Annotated in this window: 13 protein-coding genes; 4 read left to right on the forward strand and 9 right to left on the reverse strand. The window is 39.4% G+C overall.

The features are described 5' to 3' along the window. Positions 1-5: 5 nt before the first annotated feature. Positions 6-914: an FKBP-type peptidyl-prolyl cis-trans isomerase gene (locus GO621_RS09070; RefSeq protein WP_157566234.1), complete on the forward strand. Its 909-nt coding sequence runs from the start codon at positions 6-8 to the stop codon at positions 912-914. A gap of 34 nt (positions 915-948) precedes the next feature. On the opposite strand, the gene GO621_RS09075 is transcribed toward GO621_RS09070, so the two are convergent. Then, positions 949-2,259 carry a cryptochrome/photolyase family protein gene (locus GO621_RS09075; protein WP_157566235.1) on the reverse strand — a complete coding sequence of 437 codons (1,311 nt, stop codon included), beginning with the start codon at positions 2,257-2,259 and terminating at the stop codon, positions 949-951. Beyond that, the gene (locus GO621_RS09080) at positions 2,249-3,154 is read right to left on the reverse strand and encodes a TIGR01777 family oxidoreductase (RefSeq protein WP_157566237.1); all 906 of its coding nucleotides are present in this window, start codon (positions 3,152-3,154) and stop codon (positions 2,249-2,251) included. The genes GO621_RS09075 and GO621_RS09080 overlap by 11 nt, the downstream gene beginning before the upstream one ends. Before the next feature lie 82 nt (positions 3,155-3,236). Here GO621_RS09080 and GO621_RS09085 point away from each other — a divergent pair, with 82 nt between their 5' ends. Then, a complete protein-coding gene (locus GO621_RS09085; protein ID WP_157566239.1) occupies positions 3,237-3,551 on the forward strand; it encodes a (2Fe-2S) ferredoxin domain-containing protein in 315 nt (104 codons plus the stop codon). Positions 3,552-3,586: 35 nt separating this feature from the next. Here GO621_RS09085 and GO621_RS09090 read toward each other — a convergent pair whose 3' ends face one another. Together GO621_RS09090 and GO621_RS09095 are read right to left on the reverse strand one after the other, a co-directional pair. Then, positions 3,587-4,099: a CBS domain-containing protein gene (locus GO621_RS09090; protein ID WP_317163420.1), complete on the reverse strand. Its 513-nt coding sequence runs from the start codon at positions 4,097-4,099 to the stop codon at positions 3,587-3,589. 114 nt (positions 4,100-4,213) lie between these two features. Next, positions 4,214-4,408 (reverse strand): hypothetical protein, encoded by a 195-nt coding sequence (locus GO621_RS09095; RefSeq protein ID WP_157566243.1) that lies wholly within the window; start codon positions 4,406-4,408, stop codon positions 4,214-4,216. 113 nt (positions 4,409-4,521) lie between these two features. On the opposite strand from GO621_RS09095, the gene GO621_RS09100 reads away from it, so the two are divergent. Beyond that, complete coding sequence (locus tag GO621_RS09100; protein WP_157566245.1) at positions 4,522-4,959, forward strand: nucleoside deaminase; 438 nt, start codon at positions 4,522-4,524, stop codon at positions 4,957-4,959. A 137-nt stretch (positions 4,960-5,096) separates the two neighbouring features. Then, complete coding sequence (locus GO621_RS09105) at positions 5,097-5,234, forward strand: ATP-binding protein (protein ID WP_157566247.1); 138 nt, start codon at positions 5,097-5,099, stop codon at positions 5,232-5,234. Positions 5,235-5,380: 146 nt separating this feature from the next. Here GO621_RS09105 and glgB read toward each other — a convergent pair whose 3' ends face one another. The 5 genes from glgB to GO621_RS09125 all read right to left on the reverse strand — a co-directional run bounded on the left by glgB (position 5,381) and on the right by GO621_RS09125 (position 16,763). After that, positions 5,381-6,628, reverse strand: coding sequence for a 1,4-alpha-glucan branching protein GlgB (glgB, locus tag GO621_RS19280; RefSeq protein WP_317163421.1), 1,248 nt, complete (start codon positions 6,626-6,628; stop codon positions 5,381-5,383). Between the two features lie 6 nt (positions 6,629-6,634). Next, positions 6,635-7,339 (reverse strand): hypothetical protein, encoded by a 705-nt coding sequence (locus tag GO621_RS19285; protein WP_317163422.1) that lies wholly within the window; start codon positions 7,337-7,339, stop codon positions 6,635-6,637. A gap of 10 nt (positions 7,340-7,349) precedes the next feature. Continuing rightward, a complete protein-coding gene (treS, locus tag GO621_RS09115; RefSeq protein WP_157566249.1) occupies positions 7,350-10,700 on the reverse strand; it encodes a maltose alpha-D-glucosyltransferase in 3,351 nt (1,116 codons plus the stop codon). Positions 10,701-10,704: 4 nt separating this feature from the next. Then, positions 10,705-12,654, reverse strand: a complete 1,950-nt coding sequence (locus tag GO621_RS09120; protein WP_157566251.1) for an alpha-1,4-glucan--maltose-1-phosphate maltosyltransferase — start codon at positions 12,652-12,654, stop codon at positions 10,705-10,707. Between the two features lie 686 nt (positions 12,655-13,340). Beyond that, on the reverse strand, positions 13,341-16,763 hold the full coding sequence (locus tag GO621_RS09125) for an efflux RND transporter permease subunit (protein ID WP_157566253.1): 3,423 nt from the start codon (positions 16,761-16,763) through the stop codon (positions 13,341-13,343). Positions 16,764-16,784: the final 21 nt, after the last annotated feature.

Below are 16,784 nucleotides of genomic sequence, written 5' to 3' on the forward strand. Positions count from 1 at the left end.
TTATAATGAAGCAATTTGCTTTCGCCTTTTTATCTGTACTTGTTTTAGCCATGTTTTCCTGCAAAAAGGATTATGAAAACATTGTATCTTTCGATACCCAATCTATCCAAAACTATATTTCTGCCAATAACCTTACCATGAGCCAGGGCGACAGCGGAATTTATTATCAAATAATTAAACCTGGCACAACAGGAAATTCACTTACTGATACCGACCAGATTTTTTATGCTTTTACTGTAAAAACGCTTGATGGAAAGTTCGTTTCTACCGATACAGTTTTAAACCGCGTCAGTAACTACGTTGGCGTAACCAGTACAACTTTACCCTACGGTTTGCAGTTTGGCATTAAAAAGTATTTACAGAAACGTAATGGCGTGATCCGCTTAATAATTCCTTCTAAACAGGCTTATGGTGTAAATGGATACAAAAGTTCTGATGCGGTAATTAATATCCCGGGAAATGAATCACTGGATTATACGGTTTACCTTTATAATGTTAAAAACCAGTTGGCCTATGATACCATCCAGATCAGGAATTATATCAAAAAAAATAACCTCACCGGTTTTGCAAAAAGCCCTTCAGGCTTATATTATAAAATTGTTGATCCGGGCTCTGGTGTAGATGCCGTTTACAGCACTTCTACCGTAACCATAACTTATACCAAACGCTTGCTCTTAAGCGGCACTGTAATAGAATCTAAGAGTTTAGATGCCGCAGCCCTTTCAACTTATATTTCAGGTTGGCAGGAGGGTTTACAATATTTAAATTCTGGTGGAAAAATACGGTTGTTGATTCCTTCTGGATTAGCTTACGGTTCTGCAGCAGCATCAACAACGCCTGACACGCGTAATTACAATGTTCCTCCTAATTCTATTATGGATTTTGATGTAAACGTAACCGCTGTTACCAACTAAATTTTTATGCCATAAAAGAAGCATCAGGAAACTACTAATTGTTAAGCGCTTTTTTAAAAGCTGCCAGGCATCGTTCCCTTGCTTTTTGATGATCTACAATTGGTGCCGGATATTTAAACGGGTCCAGATATTCGGGCACCCATTTTTTAATGTATTCAAATTTCGGGTCGAACCTTTTGGTTTGTGCAGCCGGACTAAATATCCTGAAAAAAGGGGCTGCATCCGTACCAGAACCTGCGGCCCATTGCCAACCGCCCACATTGCTGCTCATATCGTAATCCAGTAGTTTACGGGCGAAGTAATGCTCGCCCCAGCGCCAATCGATCAGTAAATGTTTGGATAAAAAGCTCGCTGTTACCATTCGTAAACGGTTATGCATCCAGCCAATAGTATTTAATTGCCGCATTCCGGCATCTACCAACGGATAACCGGTTTTCCCTTTACACCAGGCTTCAAATTCCTGCTCGTTGTTTCGCCATTCAATCTTATCAAAATCCGATTTGTAAGAATGATCGATTGTTTGAGGAAAATGCCACAAGATCATTGCATAAAAATCCCGCCAGATTAACTCATTTAACCAGGTTTTTTCTTCGGATTGATTTGCTGCCGTTGCCAGTTCGCGGATACTTAACGTACCAAAACGCAAATGATGGCTGATGCGGGAAGTGCCTTGCAAAGCAGGAAAATCACGCGTTTTAGCATAATCTGCAATAACTGTTCTGTATTCTTTACCAGGAATTGGCAAAGTGCTAGTTTCAAAACCGATGGCTTGTAATGAAGGAAAATCCAGCTTAATTTTTAACAGGTTTTGTAAGTATTTTTCTACCGGATAAGCTTTCAGATAAAAATCATTCAGCTTCTCCTTCCATTTCCGCGAATAAGGCGTAAAAACAGTATAAGGCGTGCCGTCTGCTTTCATAATTTCATCACGGTCAAAAATAACCTGATCTTTATAGGTACAGAATTTGCTTCCTTTACCGGCTAAAAGTTGGCTGATTTCCTGGTCGCGCTGCCTGGCGTAAGGCTCATAATCTTGGTTGGTAAAAACAGTATCAACGTTGTACTCCTCTAAAATTTCAACCCATGCTTCTTTTGGCGAAGTATTTTTAATGAGGACAGAACTTTCCAAATCCTTCAGCTTCTGGTCCAGCTCAATTAAGGATTGATAAATAAAAGTAACGCGTGCATCGTCTTTGTCTTCCAGTTTATCCAGGATTATGGTATCAAAAATAAACAAAGGCAAAACAGGTTTACCGCTTTTTAAGGCATGATATAAGGCGGCATTATCATTCAGCCTTAAATCTCTTCTCAACCAAAAAATATTGATGCTTTGTTTATCGGGCATAAATTTCTTTTAATGCTTCTTTTATCGTAGGAAATTTGAATGCAAAACCAGCTTGTTCTGTTTTTGCTGCCGAAACTTTTGTGCTGCCCAAAACAACTGTGCCCATCTCTCCAAAAAACAATTTTAACGCAAAAGCGGGTACTTTTGGCAGCCATAAAGGCCGGTGTAATTGTATAGCAGCAGTAATGGTAAGTTTTGCGTTGGTTACCGGATTAGGGGCAACCATATTGTAAACGCCAGCTAAAGGATTTTCGATACCAAAAAGATAAAGATCGATGGTGTCTTGTAAATGGATCCATGGAACCCATTGTTTGCCAGAACCAAGCATTGCACCAAAACCAAGCTTAACAGGCAAAGCCAATTGTTTTAACGCGCCGCCTTCATCGGTTAAAACTACGCCGGTCCTGAATTTTAAAATTTCAAGCCCTAAAGTTTCGCCTTCATCCACAGCTTGTTCCCAATCTATACAACATTTTCCTAAAAAATCTCCTGCGGGAGAAGATTCTTCTGTCATTAGTTCATCGCCACGGTCACTGTAATAACCTGTTGCCGAAGCAGAAACAACTTTTCTTACTTGGTGCGGATGTTGTTTTAACAGCGTATAAATTAAGCGGATGGATTGGGTACGGCTGTTGATGATTTCTTGTTTCCGCTCGTCCGTCCAGCGTTCATCAGCAACTCCTGCACCTGCTAAATGGACAATTATATCAACATTATTGATGCAGTTTTCATCAATCGTGCCTTTTTGTATATCCCATAAATAGGTTTTTACCTTCGGGATATGGTTTTCTTTCCGGCTTAAATGGCTAACGGTGTAACCTTTATCCAGCAAAAGAGCCGTAAGGTGTTTGCCAACCAAACCGCTGCCGCCTGTAATTAATATGTGCCTGTCCATCAACCTTAAACAACTTTTTTAAAAGTATTAAGTTTGATGATAAGCATGATTTGAGCAGCTTTGCAATTACAATACTGTTTTTATGGATAGAAAATACGAGAAGCATTTATTTATTTGTACCAACCAGCGGCCGGAAGGTGCACGGGTAAGCTGCGGCGAAGCGCATGGTTTGGCTTTGGTTGCTGCTTTTAAGAAAGCTATTTTACATAATGGCTTAACTACCGAAATAAGGACGCAGAGAACGGGTTGTATGGAAACCTGCGAGATGGGCCCATCAGTAGTGGTTTACCCGGAAGGCATCTTTTACGGGCATGTGCAACTATCAGACGTAGATGAAATTGTTTCTGAACACCTTATTAATAACCGGGTGGTAGAACGGTTAAAGCTCACTTTTTAGGCTGATACTTCTTTTATCAGGCAAAAAACCGACTGTTAACTTGCAATGTAAGTTTCTAATTGTTGTATCGTTTGTTTCTGGTCTTCAATAACAAACTTTACAACATCGCCGATGGAGATCATCCCGATCACATATTTATTTTCCAGTACAGGTAAATGCCTGATCTTTTTATCAGTCATCATTTCCATGCAATAATCGATGGTATGGTTTGGAGAAAGTGTAAGTAAATCTGCGGTCATAATCTCACCAATCATCGTTTCTTTAGAAGATTTACCTTGCAAAATAAGCTTGCGGGCATAATCACGTTCGGTAAAAATACCAAGCAGTTCTTCCTTTTCCATTACCAGCAAAGCACTGATGTTTTTTTCCATCATTACCTGTAAGGCATCAAATACTGAAGTTGCTGCGGTTACCGAATAAACGTGGCGGCCTTTTTTTTCGAGGATCAAACTGATTTTTTTCATGGCGGTACGGGTTTGGCGTTTGGAAACTAAAGATAATAATTTCAATAAACGGAATTGGTGCTTTTGTAACAAATTATTTAACATGTTTAAAAAAAGTTGTCCATAAAATTATTATGGAACAACAATGCTTCTTTTAGCGCATAAAAAAAGGACTGATTGTTAAACCAGCCCTTTTTAGATCTTTAATGAAACAGAGAGTTACATTTTGCTTGTAGTATCTCTTTTCATTTTCATTTTTTTGCCTTTTTTCATTTTGCCCATTTTACCATTTTTCATGGTATCTTGGCTCATTTTGGCAGGAGTACTTTTTACCGGAGCGGCGTTTACAGTTAAACAAGTAGCAACCATTATTGCACCTGCCATCATCATTGATTTAAGAGCTGACATTTTCATAGTTTTGATTTTTTAGTTTTAGTTTACTATAAAACTAAAACATTTATTTAAAATTGTTATGCACCTTAAAAAAATATTTTTAACTGGTACATAACTTAATACTTTATACTTTAATGGAAAATTTTTTAGAAGCAGCTTATGCTGAGGCAGCAGCGGGTTATGCAGAAGGTGGAATACCTATTGGTTCTGTATTGGTGCATCGGGGTAAAATTATTGGCCGCGGCCATAACCGAAGGGTTCAAAAGGGGAGCGCTATTTTACATGGCGAAATGGATGCTTTAGAAAATGCAGGCCGTTTACCTGCCGCTGTTTACCGCGAATGTGAATTATATACTACGCTTTCTCCTTGCCCCATGTGTTCGGGCACCATCTTATTATACGGTATCCCCAAAGTGATCATCGGCGAAAACAAAACTTTTATGGGCGAAGAAGAACTGTTGCGTTCAAAAGGCGTACAAGTAAATGTTATGGATGATGCAGCTTGTTACAACCTGATGCAGCAATTTATTAAAGATAAACCTGAATTATGGAATGAGGATATTGGCGTATAAAACTCTTTTTTCTGTATGATGTGTTTAACCTTTTAACTATTTAAATATTAATTCCGATACAGAAAAAATGCTGACAGATGAACTACATCTCTTGCAAACGGTAGTTGAAGGTTCTCCAATAGCTATGGCTTTATATTTTGGAATACAATTTTTCGGGATTAGGTTTAGGGTTGTACATTGCTGCAGAAATTATTGAAAGGCATGGCGGTAAAATTGGTGTAAACAGCGTTATAGGTAAGGGAAGTACCTTTTGGTTTACTTTACCAATTGATTAAAAATGTCATGCTGTTTTTATGCCGATAAAAACAGTATGACATATATTTTATTCATTGTATCCAATACTTCAGCTGCAGGCTTTTTACCGCATCATTTTTATGATGCTTCTTTTACCGGTGTTTTTTATTTCTGATCAGTATTTTATCTACGCCACATACCAATCATAAGTATGCGAAAATTTAAGAACAATTAAAGCCAAAGGCGGTAAAGTAAGCGACAAAGAATGCGTTTTTCCATGCATAGGTATCGGTGCTGTTTCCAAAACCGTTTCATTTAAAACATTACTGCCGCCATAACTTAAATTATCAGAATTAAGTATCTCTGTGTAAAAGCCTAATTTAGGAACGCCAATACGGTAATTCTCCCTTACAACAGGTGTAAAGTTGGCAACGAACAGCAATTTGTCCTGCTCGTTTTTACCTTTTCTCATCCAGGATAATACGCTGTTTGTCTGGTCGTTCATCTCGATCCATTCAAAACCTTCGCCCGAATAATTATTTTCATAAAGCGCCGGATATTGCTTGTACAACTGGTTAAGCTGCCCAACCAGTTTCTGTATGCCCTGATGTTCCGGGTACTGGTTTTCATGCCAGTCTAAGCTAAAATCGTGCTGCCATTCGTGCTGTTGGGCAAACTCGCCGCCCATAAAAATTAATTTTGCTCCAGGATGTCCATACATATAACTAAATAGCAAACGCAGGTTGGCGAATTGCTGCCAGTGGTCGCCTGGCATTTTATTAATTAAAGAATGCTTGCCATATACAACTTCATCATGCGAAAGCGGAAGGACAAATTTTTCTGAAAAGGCATAAACCAGGCTAAACGTTAACTGCCCATGGTGATAGCCGCGGTAAACAGGGTCAGTTTGAAAATAGCTTAAGGTATCGTGCATCCAGCCCATCATCCATTTCATATCAAAGCCCAAACCACCGTTTGCAATTGGATGGGTTACACCAGGCCATGAAGTTGATTCTTCTGCAATCGTCAATACATCAGGGTAGTAGCTATGTACGGTCTGGTTAAATTCTTTCAAAAACCCGATAGCTTCCAGGTTTTCCCGGCCGCCATATTCATTTGGTATCCATTCCCCTTCTTTACGCGAGTAATCTAAGTAAAGCATGGAGGCAACGGCATCAACCCGTAAACCATCAATGTGATATTTATCCAGCCAATATAAGGCATTGGAAATCAGGAAAGCACGTACTTCATTACGGCAAAAGTTAAAAATAAGGCTTTTCCAGTCAGGATGGAAACCTTTACGCGGGTCTTCATATTCATACAAATGGGTGCCATCAAAATAACCCAAACCATGCTCGTCTGTAGGAAAATGAGAAGGAACCCAATCTAAAATTACACCTATACCTGCTTCATGTAGTTTATCAATCAAAAACATAAAATCCTAAGGTGTACCAAAACGGCTGGACGGAGCAAAATATCCTGTAATCTGATAACCCCAGGAGCCGTAAAAAGGATGCTCCATAATCGGCATAAATTCTACATGTGTAAAATTCATGTTTTTACAATAGAGCGGAAGTTCTGCCGCCATTTCCCTGTAAGTCATAAAGCGTATTTCATTTTCCGCTTCAATCACTTTGCGCCACGAACCTAAATGCACTTCATAAATAGAAAGTGGCTTGTTTAAAGGAACCAATTTTTGGCGATGCTGCATCCAGCTTTCGTCTGTCCAGATATAGTTTAAATCAGCAGTTATGGTAGCGGTATGCGGAGGAGTTTCCCAGTAAAAGGCATACGGGTCGCCTTTTTCAACCTGATAGCCGTTATTAGATTCGATAAAATATTTATAGAATTCGCCTGCATTAATACCAGGAATAAAGGCTTCCCAAATGCCAGAACTGTCCCATCTTAACTGTAGGGGATAGCTATAATGGTCCCAGTTGTTAAAGTTTCCTATTGCCGATACAAACTTTGCATTAGGTGCCCAAACAGCAAAATAGGTGCCGGCTTTGCCCAAATGTTCTACCTGATGCGACCCTAACTTGTTATATAAGTGATAATGTTTACCTGCTTTAAATAATTCAATATCAAAGTCGGAAAACAAAGAAAACCAGGATGCTGCCTCTTCGGTGTTTACTATTTCTTCCATCTTCGTACACTTAGCTGTTCTGTGGCTGAAGTTTCTCCAACCTGTTTTTCATCACGATAGATTTAATACCTCTTAATGGTACCGTTACCCAGTTTGGCCTGTTGTTAAGTTCGTAGTTAAGTTCGTAAACTGCTTTTTGCAGCAAAAAGGTTTGCATCAGTATTTCTAAATCCCCGCTTTGCTTTGGAACGAAACCTGAGCCTTCAACTGTTTTTAAATAAGATTTGATAAAGAAGCCCGACATGTAATGATACCATTGTTCTACATAAGGGATCAGTTTGCTGATGTCTTCCCCCCTGATCTGGTTATCCAAAAATAAACTGCCATAAGCGGCATAATGAAAAGAACGGATCATGCCAGCCACATCACGCAATGGGGAATATTTTAACCGTCTTTCGCTATAGCTTCGGGCAGGTTCACCTTCAAAATCCAATATCAAAAAGTCTTTTCCGGTAAATAAAACCTGTCCTAAGTGATAATCGCCATGAATGCGGATTTTGGTAACATCTATTTTCCGGCTGTAAATCTTCTTTAAAATAATTAATATTTCATCTTTCATCGCCAGCACTTCTTCGGCCTCTTTCCTTACGTTGTCCGGCAATTTCTTTATGTTTTTGCTTAAACTTTGGAAAGCTACCCTGACTAAGGATTGTAAGGAAGAAAACAGGGAGCGCTGGTAATGTAATGAATAATCTTCCGGCTTAAAGGCAGGATCTTCGTGTTCTGATGAAAGCGCCAGGTGTAATTCGCCTGTTCGTTCGCCTAATATCCTTACCAGTTCTGCAACCGTTCCATCCAGTAAAACTTTTACGTTTTCCGGCAGCTTTTCATAAGCTACAGGTTCTGATATACTTCCTGCCAATGGTTCCGGGACCGGCATTGCTTCTGTACTTGAAAGCAGTTTTTCATTAAAGTCATCCAGCCTGTCCAGCATATAAGTCCAGCCGTCGCTATTGCTTTTTACCATTTCCTGCATCATGCCCAGAACCATAGTTTCATTGCCAAATTTCCATTCAATAGCCCCTATATAAGCAGGTATATTGCTAAAGTTAGCTTTTTCAGTTAAAAACCGGGTAATCTCTACATCCGGATTAATGGCACGGTCAACCTTACGGTAAATTTTAAGGTAAAAAGCACCGTCGTAAGTAATAGAGGTATTGCTTTGTTCTGCAGATAATACTTTAGGCTTAGTAATAGGGTTTTCCTGAATATGCGCTTTTAAAGCCTTAATGCCAGAAAATATAAGTTCAGTTTCCCCTTGCGAAACGATGTGGTTATTGCCCATATTGCTGATGATGGCCTGTTGCATATCCAATCCATATATCGCATCGTAGAGTATCCCTTCTTCGCCATTTACTTTAAGTTGGGCAATTACAGATTGAGGACAATTATTCTGCAATTTATTAGAGAGTTCGCCATTAGCAAAAGCAACTGGTAACTGATACAAATCCGGTAAGCCATCTCTGTAAGAAACTTCCATTAGCAGAATGTAAATACTGTTTTCGGTTAATGGAATATGTGCCTGGTCTATAATCCGGATCGTTTCTAATCCTCTTCCTTTACCTCCAAACCAACGCAGGCGCATTAAATAACCGGGCAGTACATTGTTTTCGAGTTCATCCAAAACTTCCCTGCTCAGTAAGTCCCGCCATTTTTGTAGTTCGAACGACTGCAAGCGTTGCTCATTCTCCATTTCTGTATGTACTTTTTCTAATAAAAAAATCTGGCTGGCGTAAGCACTGAGTGTAAAAAAGTAAGGGGCATCTTCTTTTACAGCAGGAAAACGGTTGCGGCTAAGTATTTCAATCGGTACATAACCCTTATAAGCAGTTAAGTCTATTTCTGCAGGTTGTGTAAAACGGGAAAGATTAATGATAACCAGCATCGTCTGGTCTTCATACGTACGCGTAAAGGATAATACTTTTGCATTATCACTTTGTATAAACTTCATGTCGCCACGGCTAAAAGCTTTGTACTTTTTACGGGTACTGATCACACGCTTCATCCACCATAACAGGGAAGAAGTGTTTTTGGATTGAAGTTCAACATTTACAGATTCATAATGAAATTCCGGGTCCAGAATTAAGGGCAGGTATAAACGCTGCGGATTAGTTTCAGAAAAACCTGAGTTCCGACTGGAGTTCCACTGCATTGGTGTACGCACGCCATCACGGTCGCCCAGATAAAAATTATCGCCCATGCCAATTTCATCACCATAATAAATTACTGGTGTTCCGGGAAGTGAGAACAGCATTATATTGAGCAACTCAATCTTTTTCCGGTTATTTTCCATTAAAGGGGCCAAGCGGTGCCTGATGCCTAAGTTTATCCGCGCTTTCGGGTCTTTTACATAAACTTTATACATGTAATCGCGCTCTTCGTCGGTTACCATTTCAAGTGTCAGCTCGTCGTGGTTACGCAGGAAAATAGCCCATTGGCAAGTTGTAGGTATTTCGGGAGTCTGGTCAAAAATATCAGTAATCGGATATCGGTCTTCCATTTGCAAAGCCATAAACATACGCGGCATTACGGGGAAATGGTAGTTCATCTGGCATTCATCGCCATTGCCAAAATAAGCAGCAGAATCTTCGGGCCACATATTTGCCTCTGCTAAAAGAAGTGTTCCCGGATGGCGGTCGTCAATATATTTTCTGAGCTTTTTTAAAAAAGTATGGGTTTCAGGAAGGTTTTCGCAGTTAGTGCCATCTCTTTCAAAAAGATAAGGGACAGCATCCAGCCGGAAACCATCAACACCCATTTTACACCAGTAATCCATAATCCGGAATACCTCTTCCTGAACCAAAGGGCTATCGTAATTTAAATCCGGCTGATGGTGAAAAAAACGGTGCCAGTAATACTGCTGTGCTACCGGGTCCCAGGTCCAGTTAGAAGCTTCGTAATCCTGGAAGATGATACGGGCATCTTTAAATTGTTTAGGATCATCTGTCCAAACATAATAGCTTCTTTTATCCGATCCTTTTGGTGATTTTCGTGCACGCTGAAACCAGGGGTGCTGATCGGAAGTGTGGTTAATTACCAGTTCGGTAATCACTTTTAAGCCTCTTTGATGTGCTTCTTTCAGTAGAAGTTTAAACTCCTTAATATCGCCATAAGAAGGGTTGATGTTATAATAGTCTGAAATATCATAACCATCATCTCTTAATGGCGATGGATAGAACGGAAGCAGCCATATTGCTGTAACACCAAGGTCCTGAAGGTAGTCCAGCTTCTCCATTAATCCTTTAAAGTCGCCTATACCATCGCCATTTCCATCGCGGAATGCTTTGATATGGAGTTCGTAGATGATAGCATCTTTATACCAGTGTAATTTATCGTCAATCTGATTTAGGTTCTCAGGCATGGTTTTATAATTTTTCAACTTTAAAAATATGGGCAGGCATCAGGTATGGGTTTAATTCAACAAAGTTTAATTCTCCCCATGTGTATTTGCTGCCGCTTAACAGATCTTTAACTACATAAGGCTCATCATAACCTATGTTTAATTTTGGCATCGGTATTTTAACCTGGGCACTTTGCATGTTAAAAACATCCAGGTTAACTACAATAATAAGGCTGTTGCCGGTAGCTGCATCCGTTTTTACGTAGCAAATAATCTGGTCATTAGTGGTTTCAGCAAAATCAATATTCCAGGTAGAATGTAAAGCTGTATTTTCCTTTCGTATTTTGTTAACCCTGGTTATAATTTCGCCTATCCTGGTATATTGGGCCCAGTTCCAGTGTTTGATCTCGTATTTTTCGTTATCCACATATTCTTCTTTTGTGCCATGTGGTTCATTGATGCCAAACTCGTAAACCGGGCCATAAAGGCCATAATTAGAAGAAAGCGTAGCTGCCAATATTAAACGAATGATATGGGCATTTTCTCCACCATTAATTAAAGCCGGCGGCAGAATATCAGGCGTATTAGGCCAGAAGTTAGGGCGGTAATAATAACGCATTTCGGTTTTCGTCAACTCCGTCATGTATTCTTCTATCTCTTTTTTGGTATTTCGCCAGGTAAAGTAAGTGTAGGATTGATTAAACCCTGCTTTCCCAAGCCTTTCCATTATGCGCGGGCGAGTGAAAGCTTCAGCTAAGAAAATAACTTCCGGCGTTTTTTTCCTTACTTCGCCAATCATCCATTGCCAGAAACGAAAAGCTTTGGTATGCGGGTTATCAATGCGAAAAACACGTATGCCTGCATCAACCCAAAAATCGATTACACTTTTTAGTTCTTTCCAAAGGTTTGCCCAATCATCCGTTTCAAAATTAAAGGGCAATATGTCTTCATATTTTTTGGGTGGGTTTTCAGCATACTGTACTGTTCCGTCTGGCCGCCATTTAAACCATTGCGGATGTTCTTTTACATAAGGATGGTCTGGCGCGCATTGATAAGCAATATCCATTGCTATTTCTATATGGTGTTTAGATGCTTCTTTTATCAGTGCTTTAAAATCGCGCATGGTACCTAATTGCGGATGGATGGCTTTATGTCCACCTGTGCGGTTACCGATTGCCCAGGGCGAACCAGGATCATCAGGGCCGGCGGTAAGAGAATTATTTTTTCCTTTCCTGTTTACTTCGCCTATCGGATGGATGGGAGGGAAGTAAAGCACATCAAAACCCATTCTGGCTACTCGCGGCAGCAGCTTTATTACATCTTTGAATGTTCCATGTTTCCCAGGTTCTTCGGCTGTAGAGCGGGGAAATAATTCGTACCAGGTGCTAAAAGCTGCTTTTTTACGCTCAACTTCTATTTTATAGGTTACCGGAAATTCGGTTATTAATTCCTGATGGCGGCATTTGTATAGGGTAGCAGCAATGGCACCGCTTAAAGCAATAGCTACGCCTTGTTCCGGGCTTTCTGCTTGTTTTAGCTGATCGGCCCAAGCCAGAAGCACCGCTTTATGATTTTCATTTTCGGCTGCTGCCTGTTCCAATAGTTCAACACCTATCTGTAACTCAACAGCAATATCCTGTCCGGCTTCATACTTTTTTTTCAGGCCTTTTTTCCAGGTGGTGTAATGATCTACCCAACCCTGTATCCTGAACTCGTAAAAGCCCATTTTTTGTGCCTTAAAAACAGCATCCCAATGATCGTTTATCACAAAAACCATAGGTAACTCTGTCCAGGTTTGTTCGCTGTCGTGCTTTATAAAGGCACTTGCTGCAATTTCATCATGCCCATCGCAAAACACATCTGCCGAAAGTGTTACTTCTTCATTTAAAACTACTTTTGCGGGAAACTTTCCTCCTTCTACACAGGGAAAAACATTGGTGATAATCACTCTCTTTTTGCCACTCGAATCAGTCATTAATTTTTATTTAAATGGTTTGCAGGATGCGTATAAATAAAGTTTTCTCTTTATACAAACGGTAACTTCTTTTATAGGTAAAAGTTTAAGCTAAATACAAAAATTAGCTTTTGAGATGGCGTGGCAGATAAAGGAGCAGTTTAAACTGCGGTAATAATAGGAAATTTATTTTCCCGGACTATAATTTCATTTGATGCTTGTTTAAGCTGAAAACGTGGTTGTTAGTCATGATAAACTTACAGACGTTCCCTTTTTTCAGGCATTAACAATAGGTTCTACAACAGGCTGTTTTTTTAATTAGTAACAAAAAAAGGCTCTGTTTAACCAGGATTATCTTTTTCTGAACAGTTAAATGATTAGGGAAAACATGAAAAATACATTTACTCAGGATACATTAATATTGACGGAATGCTTCTTTTACCGTATGTTTTTTGTTTTGTAATAACTACTAATTAATTTGTGTTTGATAAAACAAAACCATTATGAGAATTAGCTTTATTTACCGTTAGATCGAAGTTTTGTATAAGAATAATGCTTTTTTTATCAGCATAAAAATAGTATTCCATAAAAACAATATTCTTTAATTGGTAGCCTAATAAATAGCTCTCATATCTTACTAAAACTAAAAACCCGCATTACCATCAGGGCAACGCGGGTTTTTGTATGCTAAAAGAAGCATCGGTTAATTACACCTCAAGTGCTTCAAACTCCGGTTCTTTAACTTCTTTTTCTTTTTTGCCAAATAGCCGGTTTTTTAAATTTACCCGTATTAAATACATACAAGGAACCAATATCAGGGTAATGATTGTTGCAAAACCAAGACCAAAAATCATGGTCCAGGCTAATGGCCCCCAAAAAGCTACGTTATCACCACCAAAGTGAATATGTGGTTCAAAATGGGTAAACAAGCCAACAAAATCAATATTAAAACCAACTGCCAGTGGTATTAAACCTAAAATGGCGGCAGTTGCAGTTAGCAATACGGGCGTCATCCGGGTATGGCCAGCTTCAACAACTGCATCGTGTACACTCGTGCCTTGCTCTATCAGCATATCTGTAAACTCAACCAGTAAGATTCCGTTTCGTACCACAACACCAGCTAATGCAATAATACCAACGCCAGTCATAACAATAGCCATCGTCATCCCGAAAATACTTACACCAAGCAATACGCCGATAATACTAAAGAAAATCTCGCTGATGATGATAAATGTTTTACCGATGGAATTAAACTGTATCATCAAAATAATCAGGATTAAGCCGAAAGACGTTGCCAAAGCCCCTCCTAAAAAGGTAACTGCTTCCAATTGGTCTTCCTGACCGCCGCCCTGACGAATAATAACATTATCCGGCTTTTTAAAATTATTAATTGCCCTTAAAATATTGGCGTTTACTTCGTTTGCATTATAAGGTTTGATTACGTTTGACCCTAATGTTAACACCCTTCTTTGCTGTTTACGTTTGATATTACTGAAAGAATTGGTGTAACGGACATCTGTAAAAGCAGATAAAGGCACCTGACGGATTATACCGCCCAGGCCCATATCGCGGTACGTAATTTTTAAATTTCGCAATTCATCAATATTGCTACGCTGGCTTTCTAATGCCCTTACTTTAATCTGATAATCATCCTCTCTGGTATTCCGGAAATCGCCAGCTTTTGCCCCGAATACTGCCGTGCCTAATGCCTGGCTGATTTGTGCAGTATTAATGCCTTCCCGGTTTGCCCTTTCCCGGTCAATATCAAATACAATTTCAGGCTTGTCGCTTTGTACATCGGCAATCAGGTTTTCAATACCAGCAATATTTTGTTTTGCAAGGTAGCTTTTTAAGCGATTGCCCGTTCTAACAAGTGTATCCAGGTTATCGCCTATAATTTCAATGCTGATATCCTTTTGCACGGGTGGCCCAGATTGTTCCTGTGTTACAGAAATTTGAGCTCCGGGAACTATTCCTTGTACTGAATTTCGTATTTTAGTGATAACTTGTTTGGTATCCTTACCGTTGCGTTTGCCAAATTCTACAAATGCAACAGTTACTTTACCTTTGTTTTCGTAATCGCCCTGGTCTTCATCCTGCGGGTCGGTTACGCCTTTAGTTACATTTGATATGATGGAGGTTACAATATCCTTATCCGGCTCAACTGCTTTAGCTACGCGTTGCTCCAACTTTTTAGTTACCTCGTTGGTAGTAGCCTGATCGGTACCAATCGGAAGGGTAATATACACATAAGCAAAGTTTGGATCGCCTGACGGAAAAAACTCAGGTGTTTTGCCCCTTACAACCATTAAAACTATAGCAAGTACGAACAAACCAAATGTACCTAAGAGAACGGTTACCGGCCTGTGGACAGCACGTTCCAGCCACTTTGCATACCATGCCTGAAAGCGCGGCCATACATTTTCCTGAAACCTGTCTATCACTTTTAATAAGAAAAAATGGTTAAGCAGGTACAAAACAATTATAAATACCATAAAATTTCCAAAACCTACATTTATCCAATAACCAACTGCTGTAGCTATGGCCAAATAAATAAGGGTGCGTTTTAGAGGTTTATCAAACTTTGGATGATCATGCTCTCCTTTTATGTGTGGTTTCATAAAATCAACCGCAAACACTGGGTTCATGATATAAGCTACCACTAAGGAAGCCAATAAGGTAATAATCAGTGTAATAGGCAAAAAGAACATAAAATGCCCGATCAAGCTATTCCAGAAAGCTAAAGGAACGAAAGGTGCCAGCGTTGTCATGGTGCCGGAAAACACGGGTAAAAACACTTCGCCTGCTGCTATTTTAGCTGCTTCTTTTATCGGTACTTTTCCGTTATCAAAAATACGGTGCGTGTTTTCAATAACCACTATGGCATCATCTACCACAATTCCCAGCGCAAGCAGGAAGGAGAACAGCACGATCATGTTTAACGTAAAGCCAATGGCCGGCATTACCAGGAATGCAATAAAACAAGATAACGGAACGGATAACGCCACAAAAATAGCGTTGGTAGTCCCCATGAAAAACATCAGGATAACGGTAACCAGTATAAAACCAATAACGATGGTGTTGATCAAATCATTAAGCGTTGTACGGGTTTTATCAGATTGGTCGCCGGTTACAGTAATATTTAACCCTTTTGGAAAAACCGTTTTTTGTTTTAATTTGATCAGCGCATTGATCTTGTCTGATGCCTGGATCAAATTCTCTCCGGCTCTTTTACTTACGTTTAAAGTAATTACATTTTTGAATTTCGGGTTATCGTTGGTTTTTAACCTTGCGTAACTTTCCTGTTCTAAAAACGAATCTTTTATTTCGGCAATGTCCCGTAAGTAAACAGTTTGTCCTTTCGGGTTCCTAACAGACATTGCGGCAACTTCATCAGCATTTTTGAAATCCTGTTTGATATCTATGCTACGGCGAACGCCGTCTGTTTTAATTGTACCTGCTGTTGTTAAAATATTTTCAGAACCGATAGCCTGAATAATATCGTTAAAGCTAACTTGTGCAGATGCCATCTTTTCAACATCCACATTCACTTGAATTTCGGGCGTTAAGGCACCTACTTCATCAACTTTTGAGATTTCTTTATAACCCTCTATCTCGTCTTTTAAAATATCAGCATATTCTTTTAACCTTTTCAGATCGTAATCACCAGAAATATTAACATAAAGAATAGGAAGATCTGCAACGTTAATATCAGATACGGTAGGCTCTTTAAAGTTGTCATCGTTCTGCGGCAAATCCTGTTTAGCTTTATCTACGGCATCCTGTACATCAGTTTTGGCATCTTTTACATTAACATTAGCCTGAAATTCTGCAGTGATGATGGAAACATTTTGTACGGAGTTTGAAGTAACCTTTTTTAGCCCTTTCAGTGATTTTAACTGCTTCTCCAGTTGCCTGGTTACCAGGTTTTCCACGTTTTGCGGAGACTGGCCTGAAAATACTGTAGTAACGAAAATTTTGGGTACTGCAATATCCGGAAAGTTTTCTTTCGGCAGATTGTTGTAGCTAATCAGGCCAAGTACCGTGATCAAAAATATGAGCACATATATCGCTGTTTTATTATCTATTGCCCAACTGGATGGAGCAAATTCTTTTTTAAGATCTTTCATAGTTATGAGATCATTGATTAT

It is taken from the genome of Mucilaginibacter arboris, assembly GCF_009754915.1.
In the GTDB taxonomy this organism is placed as follows: domain Bacteria; phylum Bacteroidota; class Bacteroidia; order Sphingobacteriales; family Sphingobacteriaceae; genus Mucilaginibacter_A; species Mucilaginibacter_A arboris.